General features: G+C 61.6%; 20 protein-coding genes. 11 read left to right on the top strand and 9 right to left on the bottom strand.

The window, feature by feature from the left end; translation table 11 throughout:
- Positions 1 to 122: 122 nt before the first annotated feature.
- A complete protein-coding gene (locus tag ACQ4WM_RS18430) occupies positions 123 to 686 on the bottom strand; it encodes a chalcone isomerase family protein (protein WP_436548106.1) in 564 nt (187 codons plus the stop codon).
- Positions 687 to 997: 311 nt separating this feature from the next.
- On the opposite strand from ACQ4WM_RS18430, the gene ftsY reads away from it, so the two are divergent.
- The 4 genes from ftsY to rpoH all read left to right on the top strand — a co-directional run bounded on the left by ftsY (position 998) and on the right by rpoH (position 5,113).
- The gene (gene ftsY / locus ACQ4WM_RS18425) at positions 998 to 2,056 is read left to right on the top strand and encodes a signal recognition particle-docking protein FtsY (RefSeq protein ID WP_436548105.1); all 1,059 of its coding nucleotides are present in this window, start codon (positions 998 to 1,000) and stop codon (positions 2,054 to 2,056) included.
- 13 nt (positions 2,057 to 2,069) lie between these two features.
- On the top strand, positions 2,070 to 2,825 hold the full coding sequence (locus ACQ4WM_RS18420) for a cell division ATP-binding protein FtsE (protein ID WP_436548104.1): 756 nt from the start codon (positions 2,070 to 2,072) through the stop codon (positions 2,823 to 2,825).
- A complete protein-coding gene (ftsX, locus tag ACQ4WM_RS18415) occupies positions 2,822 to 3,742 on the top strand; it encodes a permease-like cell division protein FtsX (RefSeq protein ID WP_436548103.1) in 921 nt (306 codons plus the stop codon). The genes ACQ4WM_RS18420 and ftsX overlap by 4 nt, the downstream gene beginning before the upstream one ends.
- Positions 3,743 to 4,222: 480 nt before the next feature.
- Positions 4,223 to 5,113 carry an RNA polymerase sigma factor RpoH gene (gene rpoH / locus ACQ4WM_RS18410; RefSeq protein WP_436548102.1) on the top strand — a complete coding sequence of 297 codons (891 nt, stop codon included), beginning with the start codon at positions 4,223 to 4,225 and terminating at the stop codon, positions 5,111 to 5,113.
- 45 nt (positions 5,114 to 5,158) lie between these two features.
- Here the strand turns inward: rpoH and ACQ4WM_RS18405 are convergent, their stop codons facing one another.
- Positions 5,159 to 5,422, bottom strand: a complete 264-nt coding sequence (locus ACQ4WM_RS18405) for a hypothetical protein (RefSeq protein WP_436548101.1) — start codon at positions 5,420 to 5,422, stop codon at positions 5,159 to 5,161.
- A 138-nt stretch (positions 5,423 to 5,560) separates the two neighbouring features.
- Between ACQ4WM_RS18405 and ACQ4WM_RS18400 the strand changes: the two genes are divergently transcribed.
- Positions 5,561 to 6,007 (top strand): hypothetical protein, encoded by a 447-nt coding sequence (locus ACQ4WM_RS18400; RefSeq protein ID WP_436548100.1) that lies wholly within the window; start codon positions 5,561 to 5,563, stop codon positions 6,005 to 6,007.
- On the opposite strand, the gene ACQ4WM_RS18395 is transcribed toward ACQ4WM_RS18400, so the two are convergent.
- Both ACQ4WM_RS18395 and ACQ4WM_RS18390 read right to left on the bottom strand, forming a co-directional pair.
- The gene (locus tag ACQ4WM_RS18395) at positions 5,997 to 6,350 is read right to left on the bottom strand and encodes an antibiotic biosynthesis monooxygenase family protein (RefSeq protein ID WP_436548099.1); all 354 of its coding nucleotides are present in this window, start codon (positions 6,348 to 6,350) and stop codon (positions 5,997 to 5,999) included. The two genes, ACQ4WM_RS18400 and ACQ4WM_RS18395, sit on opposite strands and share 11 nt — an antisense overlap.
- Positions 6,347 to 7,318, bottom strand: coding sequence for a cytochrome P450 family protein (locus ACQ4WM_RS18390; RefSeq protein ID WP_436548098.1), 972 nt, complete (start codon positions 7,316 to 7,318; stop codon positions 6,347 to 6,349). The genes ACQ4WM_RS18395 and ACQ4WM_RS18390 overlap by 4 nt, the downstream gene beginning before the upstream one ends.
- A gap of 76 nt (positions 7,319 to 7,394) precedes the next feature.
- Between ACQ4WM_RS18390 and ACQ4WM_RS18385 the strand changes: the two genes are divergently transcribed.
- Genes ACQ4WM_RS18385 through ACQ4WM_RS18375 form a run of 3 tightly spaced genes read left to right on the top strand, consistent with a single transcriptional unit; the run spans position 7,395 to position 11,194 of the window.
- A complete protein-coding gene (locus ACQ4WM_RS18385; protein WP_436548097.1) occupies positions 7,395 to 8,087 on the top strand; it encodes an ArsR/SmtB family transcription factor in 693 nt (230 codons plus the stop codon).
- 45 nt (positions 8,088 to 8,132) lie between these two features.
- A complete protein-coding gene (locus ACQ4WM_RS18380) occupies positions 8,133 to 8,876 on the top strand; it encodes an ABC transporter ATP-binding protein (protein WP_436548096.1) in 744 nt (247 codons plus the stop codon).
- On the top strand, positions 8,873 to 11,194 hold the full coding sequence (locus tag ACQ4WM_RS18375; protein WP_436548095.1) for a CPBP family glutamic-type intramembrane protease: 2,322 nt from the start codon (positions 8,873 to 8,875) through the stop codon (positions 11,192 to 11,194). Before ACQ4WM_RS18380 ends, ACQ4WM_RS18375 begins: the two co-directional genes overlap by 4 nt.
- A 61-nt stretch (positions 11,195 to 11,255) precedes the next feature.
- Here the strand turns inward: ACQ4WM_RS18375 and ACQ4WM_RS18370 are convergent, their stop codons facing one another.
- From ACQ4WM_RS18370 to ACQ4WM_RS18355, 4 genes are all read right to left on the bottom strand, one after another.
- Complete coding sequence (locus ACQ4WM_RS18370; protein ID WP_436548094.1) at positions 11,256 to 11,477, bottom strand: YqaE/Pmp3 family membrane protein; 222 nt, start codon at positions 11,475 to 11,477, stop codon at positions 11,256 to 11,258.
- Between the two features lie 76 nt (positions 11,478 to 11,553).
- Positions 11,554 to 12,135, bottom strand: coding sequence for a TerD family protein (locus ACQ4WM_RS18365; protein WP_436548093.1), 582 nt, complete (start codon positions 12,133 to 12,135; stop codon positions 11,554 to 11,556).
- A gap of 84 nt (positions 12,136 to 12,219) precedes the next feature.
- On the bottom strand, positions 12,220 to 12,795 hold the full coding sequence (locus ACQ4WM_RS18360) for a TerD family protein (protein ID WP_308923926.1): 576 nt from the start codon (positions 12,793 to 12,795) through the stop codon (positions 12,220 to 12,222).
- A gap of 156 nt (positions 12,796 to 12,951) precedes the next feature.
- Complete coding sequence (locus ACQ4WM_RS18355; RefSeq protein WP_436548092.1) at positions 12,952 to 14,022, bottom strand: DUF475 domain-containing protein; 1,071 nt, start codon at positions 14,020 to 14,022, stop codon at positions 12,952 to 12,954.
- 111 nt (positions 14,023 to 14,133) lie between these two features.
- On the opposite strand from ACQ4WM_RS18355, the gene nhaR reads away from it, so the two are divergent.
- On the top strand, positions 14,134 to 15,039 hold the full coding sequence (nhaR, locus tag ACQ4WM_RS18350; protein ID WP_436548091.1) for a transcriptional activator NhaR: 906 nt from the start codon (positions 14,134 to 14,136) through the stop codon (positions 15,037 to 15,039).
- A gap of 3 nt (positions 15,040 to 15,042) precedes the next feature.
- Here the strand turns inward: nhaR and ACQ4WM_RS18345 are convergent, their stop codons facing one another.
- Positions 15,043 to 15,858 (bottom strand): serine hydrolase domain-containing protein, encoded by an 816-nt coding sequence (locus ACQ4WM_RS18345; RefSeq protein WP_436548090.1) that lies wholly within the window; start codon positions 15,856 to 15,858, stop codon positions 15,043 to 15,045.
- Positions 15,859 to 15,953: 95 nt separating this feature from the next.
- Here ACQ4WM_RS18345 and ACQ4WM_RS18340 point away from each other — a divergent pair, with 95 nt between their 5' ends.
- Positions 15,954 to 16,112, top strand: a complete 159-nt coding sequence (locus ACQ4WM_RS18340; protein ID WP_436548089.1) for a hypothetical protein — start codon at positions 15,954 to 15,956, stop codon at positions 16,110 to 16,112.
- Between the two features lie 124 nt (positions 16,113 to 16,236).
- Positions 16,237 to 17,577: an MFS transporter gene (locus ACQ4WM_RS18335; protein WP_436548088.1), complete on the top strand. Its 1,341-nt coding sequence runs from the start codon at positions 16,237 to 16,239 to the stop codon at positions 17,575 to 17,577.
- Positions 17,578 to 17,669: the final 92 nt, after the last annotated feature.

Genomic DNA, 17,669 nt, shown 5'->3' with positions numbered 1-17,669 from the left:
CAGCGTCTACCGCGCTCGAGCAGGCGCATGAAACCGACTGGCTACCGGAAGTTTTTCATACCGTTCCCATGCCGCGTGTTGCAGCAGTACGAGGCTGGCCGCTCTCAGCCGTTCAGCCCTGGTCATGGCAGTGGCGCAGCATCTCGCAGCAAGGCGCTGCGCAGCTTGGGCGCGGTGGACGACGGCGACAGCCAGATGGCAAAAAAGGCGCGCGCAAAATCGCCGTCCGGCACATCGGCCAGCACCTTGCCATCGAGATAAAAACGCACGCCGGGCGCGATACCGGCGCGCCAGGCCGCCGCGAGGCGCTGGCCTTCCTTGACGTCCGGGAAGACGCGCCGCATGGTGGCCAGCCAGGCCTGGCGCTGCTGCGGTGTGCCGGCGCCTATCTTCTGCATCTGTTCCACGCTGGCATCAGCGATCTTGCCGCCATCGAGGGCACGCGCATAGCGCAGTTCCAGCACGAAGGGAGCCGTTTCCGGCATTGCGTCCTGGTAGCCGAGCGGCCCCACCCACAGCTGGGCCTGGTAGATGCGCATGCCGAACCAGGTAAATTCACCTTCGCCGGCCAGGCGCGCGTCGGGCACGTCGACGCTGACAAAGGCGGGCGGGGTGGCGGGTGCGGCAGTGGCAGCCATGGCGGTCAGGCTGAGCGAGAACATCAACAGGGCAAACAGGCGGCGCATGGACTATCCTTTTTCACGGCAACTACAAAGGCTGCCTGGCTGTCGACAGCCCTGGCAGAACTTCCAGATCAGCAGGACTGCTGCTGAGTTCGCAATTTTATACGCAAGCAATATCCAATGGGATACAGGCATGGTGCCGGCATCAGCATCAGCGATGTCGGGCGCGATAGCGGGCACACTGAATCGGGCTGCGCCAAAGGCACGCGCAATGTTGCCTATACGTGAACTGGTGGGCACGCTCTGGTAGAATAGGCCGATCCATAGCGTCCGGCGCCGCCGGGCCAAGCGCAAGCACCCGCCACCACATACCCATGTTTAGTTTCTTCAAGAAAAAAACCACTGCTCCCGAGGCCGCGCCTGTCACCGTCGAACCTGTCATTGCCGCCACTCCGGTGGCGCCGCCGCCCCAGCCTGGCTTTCTTTCCGGCGCACCGGCCGAACTGGTGCCCGTGATCATGGCTGCCGAGCCGGAAAAGAAATCATGGATGACGCGCCTGAAGGCCGGCCTGTCGAAAACCTCGAATACCCTGTCGGTACTGTTCATCGGCGCCAAGATTGACGACGCCCTGTATGAAGAGCTGGAAGCGGCGCTGCTGATGTCCGACGCCGGCATCGACGCCACCGATTACCTGCTGACGGCCCTGAAGAAAAAGGTCAAGGAAGACAAGCTGCTCGACGCTGCCGCCGTCAAGGCCGCCTTGAAAGAGTTGCTGATCGATCTGTTGAGCCCGTTGGAAAAACGTTTCGAACTGGGCCGTCACAAGCCGCTGGTGATGATGATCTCGGGCGTCAACGGTGCCGGCAAGACCACCACCATCGGCAAGCTGGCCAAGCACATGCAGTCGAACCAGCAGTCCGTACTGCTGGCCGCCGGCGACACCTTCCGAGCCGCCGCGCGCGAGCAGTTGATGGTATGGGGTGAGCGCAACAACGTTACCGTGATCTCGCAGGAGTCGGGCGACCCGGCCGCCGTGGCGTACGACTCGGTGCAGTCGGCCAAGGCGCGTGGCATCGATGTGGTGATGGTCGACACGGCTGGCCGCCTGCCGACCCAGTTGCACCTGATGGAAGAGCTGAAAAAGATCAAGCGCGTGATCGGCAAGGGCATGGAAGGCGCGCCGCATGAAACCTTGCTGGTGATTGACGGCAATACGGGCCAGAATGCGCTGATGCAAGTGAAAGCGTTCGACGACGCCCTGCAACTGAGCGGCCTGGTGATCACCAAGCTCGACGGTACTGCCAAGGGCGGCGTGCTGGCGGCGATCGCCCGCGTGCGCCCGGTGCCCGTGTATTTCATCGGCATCGGTGAAAAAATTGAAGACTTGCAGCCTTTCGTGGCTGCCGAATTTGTCGAAGCCCTGCTCGGATAAACCTGCCCATCACATGATTGAATTTCAGCACGTCTCCAAACAATATACTTCCGATGCGGTTGCCCTCAGCGACATTTCACTGAGCATTGCCAAGGGCGAACTGGTGTTCCTGGCGGGACCGTCCGGCGCCGGCAAGTCCACCCTGCTGAAAATGATCGCCGCCATGGAGCGCCCCACCTCGGGCAAGCTGATCGTCAACGGCCAGGACATGGCCAAGCTGAAACCGGCCGGCGTACCGTTCCTGCGCCGCAATATGGGCCTGATCTTCCAGCAGCAAAAACTGTTGAACGACCGCTCGATCCTGGCCAATGTCATGCTGCCGCTGCTGGTAGTGGGCGCGCACAAGGCGGCCGCCGAGCAACGCGCACGCCGCGCGCTCGACAAGGTCGGCCTGCTCGACCGCGCGCTGGCGCGACCGCTGTCGCTGTCCGGTGGCGAGCAGCAGCGCGTGTCGATTGCGCGCGCCATCGTCAACCGCCCGCAAATCATCCTGGCCGACGAGCCGACCGCCAACCTGGACCGCGACAGCGCCAACAAGGTGCTCGAAGCCCTGAAAGCGTTTCACTCGGTCGGCGTGACCTGCCTTATTTCCAGCCACGATGAACAGATGCTCGACGCCGCCGCCCGCGTGATCCACCTGAAAAACGGCCAGCTGGTGGCCATCGACAAGGCCACCGAAGCGCCCGTGTTCGCAGCGCCCGACCCCGATTTTGCACCCAAGTCCGAGGCCGATACCGGCATGGACGATGCCCACGGAGAAGACGCATGAGAGGCTGGTTCCGCCAACACCGCTTTGCGCTCGGCTCGGCGCTGATTCATTTGCGCAAGTCGCCGAGCGGCTTTCTGCTCAACGTGCTGGTGGTGGCGATCGCCCTGTCGCTGCCGTTTGCCGGCCTGACCATGCTCGACAATGTGCGCCCGATGTCGGAACAGATGTCGGTCGACCCGGAAATCAGTGTGTTCATGAAAATCGATACGCCACGCGAGCAGGCCAGCGGCCTGGCCGGCGAGATGCGCAAGATCGTGCACGACCCGAAAGCGAAAATCGTCTTTATTCCGCGCGAAGACGCGCTCGATTCGCTGAAAAGCAAGAGCGGCCTGGCTGACGTGCTCAATACCTTGGGCGACAACCCGCTGCCCGACAGTTATGTGCTGAAACTGAACGCCTTCAATACCGCCACCGAAGCGCAGGATGTCGATGCGGTGGCCGAACTGCTGCGCCAGTTGCCCGGCGTGGAATCGGCGCAAGTCGATTCGGCCTGGGTCAAGCGCCTGGCCGCGCTGCTGGGCGTGCTGCGCCTGGTGCTGCTGCTGCTGGCCATTACCCTCGGCGTGGCCGTGATCGCAGTGGTCTTCAACACCATCCGCCTGCAGGTAATGACGCAGCGCGACGAGATCAGCATCTCGAAACTGATCGGCGCCACCGACACCTTTATCCACCGCCCCTTCTATTACACGGGCGCCCTGCTGGGCCTGTGCGCCGGCGCGCTGGCCCTGGGCGCCGTGGCGCTGGCGCTGCGGCCGCTCAATACCGCGATTGCCGAATTTGCGCGCCTGTACTCGTCCGAATTCCAGATGGCGCCGCTGGCGCCGCTGCCGATGGCAGGCCTGCTGGCCGTCAGCGCCGGCCTGGGCCTGGTCGGCGCCTTCCTGTGCGTGCAGCGCCACCTGGCACGAGTCAACTGAAGCCATACGGGACGACGCCACCGGCGCCGTCCCGTGCTCCCTCCCGCCGCAATACCCTTGATTTTTGACAAGTATTCTTAAGGCTCACTTCAGTTAGCCTGCGTAATATCACGACATTGGCATAGAGAATAATGTTCAGTTCAGCCATGGTTGCCATGGGCTACTGTGCGGCGCTTTCAAGTGAGCCAGAATCGGCGCACACTGGTGCTATTCCCCATGCAAGAGAGCATTACACAGTCGCCATCGTCCTTTCGAACGTCATAGTATTTTGGCTATCGGAGTGATTGGATGAGCTGATTGGCACTCTCCGACAGAGAGTGCTAATATATGTCATACCCGTGAGCAGCGATGCCAGTACCGCCAGATAAAGATAGCGTCGCGCGCTGCAAACCGCAAGACCGGATACAGTAAAAAAAAATGAAACTGGTCCCTGCCGCGTGGCAGGGCCGTATGGAACAAGCAAGACTACGAGGAGTAAACATGACTACGATGTCCGCATTGGTTCCTGCCAAAAATAATGCGCTGAACCTTGGATTCACCGGCAACCTGGGCAATATCGACGCCTATATTTCGGCCGTGAACCGTCTGCCCATGTTGACCCACGATGAAGAAATCTCGCTGGCGACGCGCTTGCGCGAAAAAAATGACCTCGCTGCCGCACAGGAGCTGGTGCTGTCGCACTTGCGCCTGGTGGTGTCGATCGCCCGTGGCTATCTGGGCTATGGCCTGCCGCATGCCGACCTGATCCAGGAAGGCAATATCGGCCTGATGAAAGCCGTCAAACGTTTCGATCCGAACCAGGGCGTGCGCCTGGTGTCGTACGCCATGCACTGGGTGAAAGCCGAGATGCATGAGTACATCCTGAAAAACTGGCGCCTGGTCAAAGTGGCGACGACGAAGGCACAGCGCAAGCTGTTCTTCAATCTGCGCAGCCACAAGACCGGCCTGGACGCGATGACGCCGAAACAGATCGATGCACTGGCCAAGCTGCTGGACGTGAAACGCGAAGAAGTGATCGAAATGGAAACGCGCCTGAGCGGCCGCGACATCGCGCTGGAGTCGCCGACCGACGATGAAGATGACAAGTTTTCGCCGATCGCCTACCTGTCGTCAGATCTCAGCGAGCCGACCAAGGTACTGGAAGCGGAACAAGTGACACGCTTGCAATCGGAAGGCCTGGAAACGGCGCTGGGCAAGCTTGACGCCCGTTCGCGCCGCATCGTCGAAGCGCGCTGGCTGGCCAACGATGACGGCTCCGGCGCCACGCTGCATGCGCTGGCTGAAGAGTTCGGCGTATCGGCCGAACGCATCCGCCAGATCGAAGTGGCGGCGTTGAAAAAAATGAAGGGCGCGCTGGCCGCCTACGTATAAAACGGTCAACACGCAGTGAAAAGGCGCCTTGCGGCGCCTTTTGCATTATGCTGCCAGGCCCTTGGCCAGCAGTTCGGCCACGACTTCGTTCAAGTCCGCGTCACGCTCCTTGGCCAGGGTTTGCAACTGCAACACCAGGTCGCTGTTGAGTTTGACGGCGAACGGCACCAGGCCCAGGGCATGGTCGCGCTTGCGCTGCTCGCGGCGGTCAACGACCACCGCTTCCTTGCCGAAGGCACCGGCGCCGGGAACATTCATCTTCCCCATCAACTTCTTGGCATCGCTTTTCGCCAGGGCGGTTTTTTTCATGGTTGTTTCCTGATTTTCAAAACAGCCATTTTACGCCATTGCCGCACGCCAGACGTGCGCCGCAATAATATCATTTTGTTATGATCCACAATCTCATCCGCGAATATCCCGCATAGGACGCTATCTGGAAGGAACAGCATGCATTACCCGAGTCATTTTTTACGAACTTTATTCTGGCCTTTATTGCTGTGTCTGGCGTTGGCTGGCTGCGGCGCCGCCACCAGCACCGGCGACGCGCGCAATACGCCGCGCAGCGTGACCCATGTGCTGTCGCCTGGCGAGCAGGTCGCCATCACCGCCACCGACACCTTGAAACTCGACCGCGTCAACGACAGCCGCTGCCGCGCCGGCGCCGTGTGCGTCTGGAAGGGTTACGTCAGCTACAGCTTTACCCTGCTGCACAGCGCCGGCGCCACCGACCTGGTATTGTCCGATTCGATGCCCAACGGCGCCAGTTCCATCACCATCAATCACCTGACCTTTACCCTGCTCGACGTCGACCCGGCCTCGCCGCCGCCCATCGATGCGCCCCTGCCGGTCTACCGCGTCAAGGTCAAGATCACCCAAGGCACGCTCAAGCACTAGGATGGTGGCGGCAACGGCTGTCGGCCGGCGCCTGCGCCCGCTCGTGCATGCCATAGTCGCGCACCACGCCGGCGATGCGCAGCCGGTAATCATCGAACACGCCCTGCCGGCCTTCGGCCTGCGCCGCGCGGTGCGCTTCGAGCCGCCGCCACTGCGCCAGCGCCGCCTCATCGCGGAAAAAAGACAGCGACAGCAATTTGCCAGGATCGCTGAGACTGCTGAAGCGCTCGATGGAAATAAAACCGTCGACCTGGTCCAGCAGCGGCCGCAGCGCCGCCGCCAGTTCCAGGTAATGCGCGCGCCCTTCCACGCTGGGCCAGACTTCGAAGATCACGGCGATCATGCGGCACCAGCATCGGTAAATACCGGGATGCGGGCATTCGGCGAAGGCCGATAATGCCAGTCCAGCGCCAGTGACCGCAACGCTTCGGACCAGGCCGACAAGATGGCCGCGACCATGGTCTGCGCCACCGCCTGCCCCGGGCACAGGTGGGCGCCATGACCAAAGGCCAGCCCCTCGCCGGCCAGCAGCACCAGCACCATTTGGCCCTGGCGTATCGTCACGTTTTCAAGCCGCACGTCGCAGGCGGCAAAGCGGCGCGTATTGTGGATCGCCAGCGTGGGCGCTTGGGTACGCAGCGCCAGCACGCTGTTGCCCAGTAACCCCGCCGTCGCTTCGCAGGTCTGCGTCAGCAAACCAATCAGGTTGGCCCTGGCATTGTCGTCAGCATCGGGCCGCAACGAGGCGAAGGCGGCCTGCAAACCGCTGGCCGCCAGCTCGGCGCGCGCGATCGTGGCGCGGTCGGCCGTCACCGGCAAGGCGGCGACAAAATCCTGCGTCCATTGGGCAATCCGTGGCCCATCGGCAGGCGCAATGCCCAGCAACAGGGCCACGGCCAGCAGGGGGACGTCAAAGACCAGGGCATTCAATTGCTGCGCGCTGCCCGGCAGATAATCGCGCGCCAGGCGAGCGGTATCGGTATACAAACCGGCCAGGTCTACGCCTGCCAATTGTTCCATCAACTTGCGCTTCGCTCCGGCATGGCGCGCGCCGTCATTCATGCGCGCCAGTTCGGCAAAGATCGCGCCGCACGCCGTAGCGATGAGGTGCAAGGGCACCGGTTGCCCGGCTGGCCGCACGCGCAAGTCAGGGTGGTCCAGCACAGCCGGTACGCCGCTGCCGGTTGCCAGCCAGCAGTCCAGCGCGGCGGCGAAGCGCAAGGGCGGCCCTTCGGCCAGGCGGCGGTAGTAATCAAAGGGCGCGGCGTGCGTGGCGGCGGCCAGCAGATGGTCAGGGTCGTGCGGGAACATGGTAACTCCATTGCGGTGATGAATGAAGGTAAGTATGCTGGCCCTTTCACTTCAACACTTCGCCCTGGGACGAATCATGGATGTCAATATCAACACTGCCGACGCCGGCCTGGCGCAACTTGCCGGCGCGATTGCCGAACCGGCCCGTGCGCGCATGCTGTGCAGCCTGCTTGACGGCCATGCGCGCACGGCCACGGAACTATCCGTGCTGGCCGAGGTCGTCGCCTCGACCGCCAGCGCTCACCTGACGCGCTTGTGCAAGGACGGCTTGCTGTCGGTGGTGGCGCAGGGCAAGCACCGTTATTACCGCCTGGCCAGCTTTGAGGTGGCGCAGGCACTCGAAGCGCTGCTGGTCGTGGCGGGCATTTCTCGTCCCGTGTTTACGCCTTCCACGCCGGAGCGCCTGCGCCATGCGCGCACCTGCTACGACCATATGGCCGGCACAGTGGCCGTTGCACTGCACGACCAGTTGCTGGCGCAGGACTGGCTGCGCGGCGACGACGGCAACTATCGCCTGAGCGAAACGGGTGCGAGCGGCATGGCGGCGCTCGGCATCGCCGTGGCCCCGCTGGCTGGCCAGCGGCGGCGCTTTGCCTGCGCCTGCCTGGACTGGAGCGAGCGGCGTTTTCATCTCGGTGGCGCACTCGGTGCGGCCGTGCTGCAACTGGCGTTGCGCCAGGGCTGGGCTGAACGCCAACTCGACAGCCGCGCGCTGAAGGTCGGCGCCGCCGGCCAGCAGCGTTTGCTGGCCGCATTTGGCGCCAGCTGACTGCGGCGTTATTATCGTGCATTGATTTGATTGGCAAGGAGCAACATGATCGAGTTCCAGGCACTCTCCAAACGTTATGGCAGTTTCGAGGCCGTCAAGCCATTGACCCTGCCAGTCGGGCGTGGCGAAGTCTTCGGTTTCCTGGGGCCGAATGGCGCCGGCAAGACCACCACCATCCGCATGCTGATGGGCATTCTGGTGCCGAGCGGCGGGCGTGTGCTGATCGACGGCCTCGATTGCCACCGCGATGGCGCCGCCGTCAAGCGCAAGGTGGGGTATTTGCCCGACAACCCGATCTTCTACGACTACTTGCGCGGACGAGAAATATTGCAATTCGTCGCCGAAATGCATGGCTTTTCGCGTGCGGAAGCTGCAGCGCGCGCTGCACGATTACTGACGGAATTCGGCCTCGACGAAGCGAGCGAAGACTTTGCCGTCAACTATTCGCTGGGCATGAAGAAAAAACTGGGCCTGGCCTGTGCGCTGATCCATGAACCAGCAGTGCTGGTGCTGGACGAACCGATCAACGGTCTCGATCCGCGCGCCTCGCGCGACGTGCAGGAGCGCTTGCTGCGCATTGCCGCCGCCGGCACCACCATCTTTGTTTCCACTCACTTGCTCGATATGGCGCAAAAGCTGTGCAACCGCGTGGCCATTATCCACCGTGGCGCGCTGGCGGCCACCGGCAGCCTGGACGATATCCGCCAGCAACTGGCCAGCGCGGGCAGCCTGGAAGATATTTTCCTGCAACTGACCGATGAAGCGGGCGCTACGGGTAGCGCAGCATGATGGCCCCGCCGTCAAGCCAGCAGGCGATCTGGCTGCTGATACGCCTGCGCCTGCAGCGCCTGCGCAACCTCAGCGGTTCGGCCCTGCTGTTCAAGCGGGGCCAAAACGGCAAAAGTCGCGCGGCCACGCCGGGCAAACGGCGCGGCCGCTGGCTGATTGGTGTGTTGCTGATGGCGCCGATGTTGTTTTCGTTCGGGCACATGGCCCAAAAGAGCGTGCTCAACCTGCATTGCCAGCTCGACGCCGTGGCCGCTTGCGGCCTGCAGCAAGCCATGCCGGCGGTGATCGCACACCTGACCACCACACCGTTCAGCGCGGCGCTGCTGGCCGGCCTGAGCTTCCAGTTGACCTTGCTGTGGCTGGTCAGCGTACTGGTGCCGCTGGGTACTGGCGAACTGGCGCGTCCCGACTGGGACCTGGAATGGCTGGTCACCTTGCCGACCCCGATGACTACCCTGCTGTGGGCGCGCGTGTTCGAACGCAGCGTGGTCAATCCGGCCGGCATGCTGGCCGTGCTGCCCACCACCACCATGGTCGCCTGGTACTCCGGCCATGGCTGGCTCTCGCCGGTGCTGGCGCTGGCCGTCAGCCTGGTGTTGTTATTGCTCGCTGCCATGTTGCGTACCCTGGTCGATACGGGACTGCGCCTGTCGCTGGCGCCATCAAAACTGGGCAATTTGCAGGCGATGATTTCCATTCTATCGCTGCTTCCCATGTATGCAGGCATGTCCTTCGGCATGGGACAGAGCGGGTTCATGTTTGGCTGGGTTGCCACACTGCCGGCCTGGATCAGCTGGACCCCGCCCGGCCAGATCGTGGCGATGCTCAATGCGCGGGAAGCCAGCACCGCCCTGCTGGCCGCTGGCGCCTTGCTGGCGCAATCGATGGCCTTGCTGGCGCTGGGCATGGCGATCCTGCGCCGCCAGTTGCGCCACGGCGTGGTCGGTTCAGGCCAGCGCGCCAACGTGCGCAAGGCGGCAATCTCTGCGCCGGTCGCGCCCGGCCGCTGGCAGATCGGCAGCGTGATCCAGCGGCGCGAGCTGACCTTGCTCAAACGCGACCGCAATTTCCTCGTGCAAACCATGTTCCTGCCCCTGCTGATACTGGGCAGCCAGGTGGTCTTCACGGGCCGTCTGCACGATGTGCACGAACTGCTCGACAGCCCGGCCCTTGTGGCGTCGACCGGCTTCTTCCTCGGCACCTATACCTTGATGATGTCGGCGTTCCAGAACCTGAACAAGGAAGGCGGCGCGCTGTGGCTGCTGTACACCTTCCCCGTCGGCGTGGAACAGGCGCTGCGCGAAAAAGCCCAGCTGTGGGCCATGCTGGCAATGATCTACCCCGTGATCATGTTCGGCGCGGCGCTGGCATGGATGCCGGCCTGGCGCTGGGACATGGCGGGCCTGATGCTGCTGGCGCTGGCCGGCATCCCCCTGTATGCGGTGATCGGCGTGGCGCTGGGTGTGTTTGCCAGCGATCCGCAGGCCACCGAAGCAGCAGCGAAAATGCGCCCGAGCTATATGTACCTGTATCTGTTGCTGACCAGCTTGTATATCGCAGCGCTGGCGGCCGGCAGCGTGGTGCAGCAACTGGTGTTCGTGGTGCTGACAGCCGCACTGGCCGTGGCCTTGTGGCAAAAAGCGCGCGACGAAGTGCCTTACCTGCTGGACCCGGCCGCTTCGCCGCCGGCGCGCGTATCGTTCGCCGACGGCCTGATGGCGGCCATGCTGTTTTTCGTGCTGCAAGTGCTGGCCATGCTGCTGCTCAAAGGCAAAGGTGAGACGAACTTGCAGCAGATCGCGCTGGCGTTCGGCATCGCCGGCGCCACGACCTATGCTGCGATGCGCCTGCTCTATTGGCGCAGCAAGGCCACTGGCGTGCCGCGCATCCAACAAGGCCGCCCGGCCTGGCCGCTGGTGCTGGCAGGCACCGCGCTGACCGCCTTGTTCGGCGTCGGCTACACCATGCTGCTGCATGCATACGGCCTGGCGCCACCGGCCTCGCTCCTGCTCGCCGGCCAGTGGAGCTGGCTGTGGCTGGGCGCACTGGCGGTGCTGGCTGCCCCCCTGTGCGAGGAATTCATTTTCCGTGGCCTGCTGCAAGGTGGTTTGCGCCGCTCGCTGCCGGCCTGGCAGGCCATTATCATCGGCGCGGCGATTTTTGCCATTGTCCATCCGCCGGCATCCATGCTGCCTGTGTTCGTGCTGGGCCTGTGTACGGGCTGGGCTTACGAGAAGAGTGGCGCGCTGCTGGCGCCGATGCTGGTGCATGGAAGTTATAACGCAGTGGTGCTGGCCTGCCAGTTTGTCCTGCTCTAAAAGAAAATGGCCCGCACGATTGCTCGTGGGGCCATAGTCCAGGATGACGGCACTTCCGGGATCAGATTACCCGGCTGCGCCTGCGTAAGTAGCTGCGGCTTAATGCGCCTTCCAGTTCGCGCTCGGTTTTATGCTGGTTGACCGTGTACAGGGCCCACAGGGCCGCTGGCACCCAGCCGATCACAGTGCACTGCATGATCAGGGTGACGGTACCGGCCAGTGGCCGGCGCAACATGAAAAACGTGAGACACGGAACCAGCAAGGCTATCAGCAGTCGCGTCACGACATACTCTCCTCAATCAAGAGCAGCGGGCAGGACCCGGTATCCGGTCCGTCCCCCACCCGCTGCGTACTGCTCCTTATAAATGCACGGTGATCTGCGGCATGAGGTCGTCAAAGGTACGGCCATTGCCGTTTTCGCCGATCGCGTGCATTTTCCATTCGCCGTTATGGCGGTACAGCTTGGCCATGATCTGCGCCGTATGGGCGCCCTGGACCGACAGGTTGAAACGCGCGATTTCCTGGTTATTGCTGGCATTCAAAATGCGGCAATAGGCGTTTTCCACCTGCGAGAAGTTCTGGCCCGTAAAGCTGTTGACGGTAAACACCAGGCTTTTCACGCCGGCCGGCACATTGGCCAGGTCGACATTGATCTGCTCGTCGTCGCCGTCGCCAGCACCGGTGCGGTTATCCCCGGTGTGAACGATGCTGCCGTCCTTGCTTTTCAGCTGGCGGAACCAGACGATATCGGACACCTTGTTGCTGTCATCAAACAGCACGCACGAGGCGTCCAGGTCAACCGCTTCCGTTTTCGAACCGAAACCCATAAAACCCTTGGTCTTGACCGAATCCCAGCCCAGGCCCATGGTGATGCGGGACAGGCTGGTGCCAGCTTCCTTGTCCAGAGAAATCTTCTGGCCCTTGCTCAAATTGACAGACATACGCATTGCTCCTGTTTGTTTGCTTGCTTATTTACTTTACCGTCAGGCAGGCTTGTTCTGGTTCCGGACAAGACGGGATCAAACTTAAACGCCAACGCCGAACGATGCTGCCAGAGGACCCAGGCCGCCCTTGTAGCCCTGGCCGATGGCCTTGAATTTCCAATCGGCGCCATTGCGGTAGATTTCACCGAACACCATCGCTGTTTCGGCCGAGCCGTCTTCGGACAGGTCGAAGCGGGCGATTTCCGTGTTGCCATTGGCGTTGATGCAGCGCACATAGGCTTTCGAGACCATGCCAAAGTTCTGCTTGCGCGCTTCGGCATCGTGGATCGTCACGCAGACGGCAATCTTGTCGATCTCGGCAGGTACTGTCGACAGGTCGACGGTGACGGTTTCGTCATCGCCATCGCCGGCGCCGGTGGTGTTGTCGCCCGAGTGGGTGACGGAGCCATCGCTCGACTTCAGGTTGTTGTAGAAAATCATGTCGACGTCGGCGCGTACCTTGCCGTCCGCTTTCAGCAGGAAAACCGAACCGTCGATATCGAACGCGGCGCCATCGGTGGCGCGCGCATCCCAGCCCAGGCCGATGGTCATCTTGGTGATGCCGGGAGCTTCTTTGCTCAGGTTGACGTTGCCGCCTTTTTGCAGACTGATTGCCATGATGTATTTCTCCTATGTTGAAATAAAGGTACAGCTTATCCATTTAACAAAACACCTGGCGCCCTCCACCGGCCTGACTCCCCAGGCCGGCGGCGACGCTTGCTGCTGCTGGCGGGCAAACCGGTGTAGTCGTATGCCCTGCATTCTTCAGGCTTGCTATGCCTGGGCTGATTCCAGCGCTTCGGTCTTGCCTTCTTCCAGCGCCATCCTGCGTTTGTAGCGGATGGACGACCACAGCGAAGCAAGAATAAAGGCCACGCCGATCAGGCCGGTAAATATCTCGGGCACATGGAACTTCATGCTGACCAGCATGATTACCGCCAGGATGCCGATCGCGTAGTGCGCACCGTGCTCCAGGTAGACGAACTCATCCAATGTACCCTTGCGTACCAGGAACACCGTCATCGAACGCACGAACATCGCACCGATTGCCAGGCCCAGCATGATGATGACCACATCCTTGGTGATGGCAAACGCGCCTATCACGCCGTCAAAGCTGAACGATGCATCAAGCACTTCCAGGTACAGGAAACCGCCGATACCGCCGCGCTTGACGATGTCGCCCATATTGCCGTCACCGTTGTCGCCTTCGAGCAGGCCGCTGATCACGTCGACGCCGACGTAGGTCAAAATACCCCACAGGCCCGCTGTCAGCACCACCAGTTTTTGTCCATCTTCGATCATGCCGAGGCTGGCCATCAGGGTACCTAGCGCGATCATCACGGAAATCGAGGAAACCTTGCCCAGCGCGCCGATTTTTTCTTCGAAGCGGCCCAGCCAGTGGGTTTCTTTTTCATGGTCCAGCAGGAAGTTCAGGAATACCAGCAGCAGGAAAATTCCGCCGAACGCCGCCACTTCCGCATGGTGATTCGTCAGGTGCATCGAATACTGTTCCGGATCGCTGAGGGCCAGGTTCCACACTTCCAGCAAACCGAGGTCAGCTGCTTGTGCCACGATCACCAGCGGGAACAGCAAGCGCATGCCGAACACGGCGATGATGATGCCGACGCCCAGGAACAGGCCTTGCCAGAATTTGTCCCAGTTTTTCAAAACAGAAGCATTGACCACCGCATTGTCGAATGACAGCGACACTTCCATGATGCCCAGGATCACGGCAATACCCAGGGCCGACAGCATGGCGGACACACCGCCGTGCGTATAGCCCCACCAGGCCGAGATGCCCAGGCAGATAAATGTCACTAAAAATGACACTCTGAAATGCTTCATCAATTCTCCTATCAGTTTGCAAACACTGACGGAGTATAGGTGCGCACGATTGATTTAAAAATGGAAGATAATGGAAGCATTACTTCGTAAAAACAGAAGATAGGACTGTGCATGAAAACTACCGGCTTCAATTACCGCCATTTGTACTTTTTCTGGGTCGTCGCCAAGGAAGGCGGCGTAACGCGCGCGGCCGAGCGCCTGGGCCTGGCCGTGCAGACCATCAGCACCCAGCTGGCGCTGCTGGAAAAGGAACTGGGCAAGTCGCTGCTGCAGCCGCAGGGCCGGCGCCTGGTGCCGACCGAAGCGGGCCGCCTGGCGCTGGGCTACGCCGACCAGATATTCCTGTTGGGCGAACAGATGCAGGAGGCATTGGCCGACACCGATGCGGAAAAAATGCGGCTGACGGTGGGCATTTCGGATTCATTGCCGAAACTGATGGCGTATCGCATGTTGGAGGCCGCGCGCAGCCTGGGCCAGCCGGTCAAGCTGGTATGCCTGGAAGACGAGTTCGAGTCGCTGCTGGCCGACCTGGCGCTGCACAAGCTGGATCTGGTGCTGACCGATCGCGCGGTGCCGGCCGGCGCCAGCCTGCGCGTGGCGAGCCACCTGTGGGGGGAGAGCGCCATGAAGCTGTTCGGCGTGCCGGCGCTGGCCGAAAGCTACCGCAGCAACTTTCCGCACAGCCTGAATGGCGCGCCGTTTTTGCTACCGACACGCAATAACGCCCTGCGCGGGCGCATCGACGAATGGATGGTGCAGCAAGGCGTGCGGCCCGACGTGGTGGGCGAATTCGAAGACAACGCCATGCTCAATGCGTTTGGCCGCAAAGGCCTGGGCCTGTTTTTCGCACCCGCCTCGCTGGCCGATGAAATCGCCGCCCAGTTCGGCGCCGTACTGGTGGGCGAGGCCTCGTCGTTGCGCGAACAGTTCTATGTGATCTCGAACGAACGCAAGATCATGCACCCGGCACTGGGCGTGATTCTGGCGGCCGTGCAAAAGCCGCCGGCCACCCACTGAGCATCAGCCGTCCAGGTCAGCCGTGATCGCCACCAGCAGGGCCGCCTGATCCGGCGCGGCCGTATCGACATTGGCCAGATGCACCACCGACAAGCCGGCCTGCGGCAGGCGCAGCATCAAGGTATGAAACCCCCACAAGCCGCCGCCGTGGAACACCACCTCGCGCCCCGCGTGTTCGACCACTTCCAGGCCGAAGCGGTAGGGCCAGTGGTGGCCGTCTGGCGCACTCGACGGTTGCAGCATGGAACGCAGCAGGCTTGCCGGGTCAACGTACTGGCGGTGCCATGCGCGCTCCCACAGGGCCAGGTCATGCAGCGAGGCATACACGCCGCCATCGCCGACGGTATTCGCGTTTCCCAGGTGCTGGCGATAGCCGCCCGGCAACGCCGCGTCTGGCGTGTAGCTGCGTACGCGCTGCGGCATCACCGCTTGGCGCTCGACGTCAAACAGGGTGGCGTGCATGCCGAGCGGCGCGAACACGGTGCTGCGCGCATGTTGCGCCAACGACTGTCCAGCCAGCACTTCAACCAGTTTGGCCAGCAAGATGTAATTGCAATTGCTGTAAGCATGAGCGCTGCCGGGGGCAAACACCAGTTCATCCATTTTCTCGATAATACGCAGCAAATACGCATTATTGAAATAATCGCTCTCGTGCCGGCCCAACTGGCACTGTAGAAAAGCAAAATAATCGGGAATGCCGCTGGTGTGGTTAAGCAACTGGCGCACGCTGATTGCCTGACCGAACTGCCGCACTTCCGGCAGGTGGGGCGACACATCGTCATCAAGGCCGATCAGTCCCTGACGCACAAGGTCCAGCATGCAGGCAGCCGTAAACTGTTTCGATTCGGACGCCAGGTAAGGTAATAACGTGACCGCCCCGTCAGCGGTACGCCAAGTTCAAGGCAGGCCATGCCATGGTGCAGTTCGAACACCTGCTGGCCGTGACGCAGTACCAGAGCGCTGAAGCCGGGGCCGTCGCCAGGCAAGCGAGCCATCAGCGACTCGAAGTGGAGAGCAAGATTTTTCATGGCGATAAGATTAACATGAGGACATATATTCAGTGGAAAAACTGATAAATCCATTCGAAAATAACGTTTGAATAATCAATCAAAAGCGATTGTAATCAAGGCTCAGAAAGGCGCCTGCTGCAATCACACGGACAGGCGCCACCGATAAAAAATCCCAGGAGCGGCAAGCATGTCCACGGCAGGCACAACGATCGATATTCCCGATCTCATCAACCACAACAAGATAGGTTCCTTCCAGATCGGCATGCTGATCCTGTGCGGACTGTGCGTCATCATGGATGGCTTCGACGTGCAGGCGATGGGGTATGTGGCGCCCGCCATCATTGCCGACTGGCATGTGAGCAAGGCCAACCTGGGTCCGGTGTTCGGCGCGGGACTGCTGGGCATGCTGGTCGGCTCGCTGGTGTTCAGCATTACGGCCGACAAATTCGGCCGCCGCCCCGTGTTGATCGGCTCGACCATCTTTTTTTCCCTGTGCATGCTGGTCACGCCGCTGGCGACCACCATCGAGCAATTGCAGCTGATCCGCTTTATCACCGGCCTGGGCCTGGGCGCGGTGATGCCGAACGCCATGGCGCTGGCCGGCGAATACAGTCCGCTGCGCAAGAAAGTCACCTTGATGATGCTGGTGTCCTGCGGTTTTACCCTGGGCGCCGTGCTTGGTGGCTTGCTGTCGGCCGCCCTGATTCCCGCATTTGGCTGGCAATCGGTGTTTTATGTAGGCGGCGTGGTACCGCTGGCGATCGGCGTACTGATGTTTTTCCTGTTGCCTGAATCGATGCAGTTCCTGGTGCTGAAGAACAAGAATTTGCACAAGGTGGCGCAGTGGCTCACGCGCATCGACCCGAGCGTCAAGATCACGGCCGACACCAGGTATGTAGTGCATGAGAAAGAAACCGGCGGCGCACCGGTGCTGGCGCTGTTTCGTGAAGGCCGCGCCAAAATGACGGTGTTGCTGTGGGTGATCAACTTCATGAACTTGCTGAACCTGTATTTCCTGTCGAACTGGCTGCCAACGATAGCGAAAGAAGCGGGCCTGTCGACCGCCAACGCAGTGCTGGCCGGCACGGCCCTGCAAGTGGGCGGCACCATCGGCACCCTGGTCATGGGCCAGCTGATCGACCGCTCCAGTTTCCGCCGCATTCTGCTGCCCTGCTTCCTGGTGGCGGCGGTGGCGATTGCCCTGATCGGCCGCCCGGATGTGTCGCTGGCGTTCCTGTTCATCACGATTTTCATCGCCGGTTTCTGCATCGTCGGCGGCCAGCCGGCCGTCAATGCACTGGCGGCCAGCTACTACCCCACCACCCTGCGTTCGACCGGCATCGGCTGGAGCCTGGGCGTGGGCCGCATCGGCTCGATTATCGGCCCCGTGCTGGGCGGCGAGCTGATCCGTTTGAACTGGCCCAACAGCACGATTTTCCTGGTGGTGGCGATTCCGGCCATCGTATCGGCCGTGATGGTGTTTTCCATGCGTGCTGGCAGCACCGGCACCAGCACTGCCAAGGCCTGAAACGGACTGAAACTGCGGCGCGCACGGCTTATATTAGGCTATGGTGGCCTTCGTCGTTTAAGATGACGTTTTAACAGCCCATCTTTTTGCGT

Origin of the sequence: Janthinobacterium longum (assembly GCF_051380735.1) — a bacterium.
Lineage (GTDB): Bacteria > Pseudomonadota > Gammaproteobacteria > Burkholderiales > Burkholderiaceae_D > Janthinobacterium.
The sequence above is the reverse complement of the archived record's forward strand: the minus strand, read 5'-3'. Positions and strand labels throughout refer to the sequence as shown.

Excerpts from the sequence above, each read along its gene's own strand:
- ACQ4WM_RS18430 (WP_436548106.1), bottom strand. The coding sequence starts at position 686 with ATGCGCCGCCTGTTTGCCCTGTTGATGTTCTCGCTCAGCCTGACCGCC.
- ftsY (WP_436548105.1), top strand. The coding sequence starts at position 998 with ATGTTTAGTTTCTTCAAGAAAAAAACCACTGCTCCCGAGGCCGCGCCT.
- ACQ4WM_RS18420 (WP_436548104.1), top strand. The coding sequence starts at position 2,070 with ATGATTGAATTTCAGCACGTCTCCAAACAATATACTTCCGATGCGGTT.
- ftsX (WP_436548103.1), top strand. The coding sequence starts at position 2,822 with ATGAGAGGCTGGTTCCGCCAACACCGCTTTGCGCTCGGCTCGGCGCTG.
- rpoH (WP_436548102.1), top strand. The coding sequence starts at position 4,223 with ATGACTACGATGTCCGCATTGGTTCCTGCCAAAAATAATGCGCTGAAC.
- ACQ4WM_RS18405 (WP_436548101.1), bottom strand. The coding sequence starts at position 5,422 with ATGAAAAAAACCGCCCTGGCGAAAAGCGATGCCAAGAAGTTGATGGGG.
- ACQ4WM_RS18400 (WP_436548100.1), top strand. The coding sequence starts at position 5,561 with ATGCATTACCCGAGTCATTTTTTACGAACTTTATTCTGGCCTTTATTG.
- ACQ4WM_RS18395 (WP_436548099.1), bottom strand. The coding sequence starts at position 6,350 with ATGATCGCCGTGATCTTCGAAGTCTGGCCCAGCGTGGAAGGGCGCGCG.
- ACQ4WM_RS18390 (WP_436548098.1), bottom strand. The coding sequence starts at position 7,318 with ATGTTCCCGCACGACCCTGACCATCTGCTGGCCGCCGCCACGCACGCC.
- ACQ4WM_RS18385 (WP_436548097.1), top strand. The coding sequence starts at position 7,395 with ATGGATGTCAATATCAACACTGCCGACGCCGGCCTGGCGCAACTTGCC.
- ACQ4WM_RS18380 (WP_436548096.1), top strand. The coding sequence starts at position 8,133 with ATGATCGAGTTCCAGGCACTCTCCAAACGTTATGGCAGTTTCGAGGCC.
- ACQ4WM_RS18375 (WP_436548095.1), top strand. The coding sequence starts at position 8,873 with ATGATGGCCCCGCCGTCAAGCCAGCAGGCGATCTGGCTGCTGATACGC.
- ACQ4WM_RS18365 (WP_436548093.1), bottom strand. The coding sequence starts at position 12,135 with ATGTCTGTCAATTTGAGCAAGGGCCAGAAGATTTCTCTGGACAAGGAA.
- ACQ4WM_RS18360 (WP_308923926.1), bottom strand. The coding sequence starts at position 12,795 with ATGGCAATCAGTCTGCAAAAAGGCGGCAACGTCAACCTGAGCAAAGAA.
- ACQ4WM_RS18355 (WP_436548092.1), bottom strand. The coding sequence starts at position 14,022 with ATGAAGCATTTCAGAGTGTCATTTTTAGTGACATTTATCTGCCTGGGC.
- nhaR (WP_436548091.1), top strand. The coding sequence starts at position 14,134 with ATGAAAACTACCGGCTTCAATTACCGCCATTTGTACTTTTTCTGGGTC.
- ACQ4WM_RS18345 (WP_436548090.1), bottom strand. The coding sequence starts at position 15,858 with ATGCTGGACCTTGTGCGTCAGGGACTGATCGGCCTTGATGACGATGTG.
- ACQ4WM_RS18340 (WP_436548089.1), top strand. The coding sequence starts at position 15,954 with ATGGTGCAGTTCGAACACCTGCTGGCCGTGACGCAGTACCAGAGCGCT.
- ACQ4WM_RS18335 (WP_436548088.1), top strand. The coding sequence starts at position 16,237 with ATGTCCACGGCAGGCACAACGATCGATATTCCCGATCTCATCAACCAC.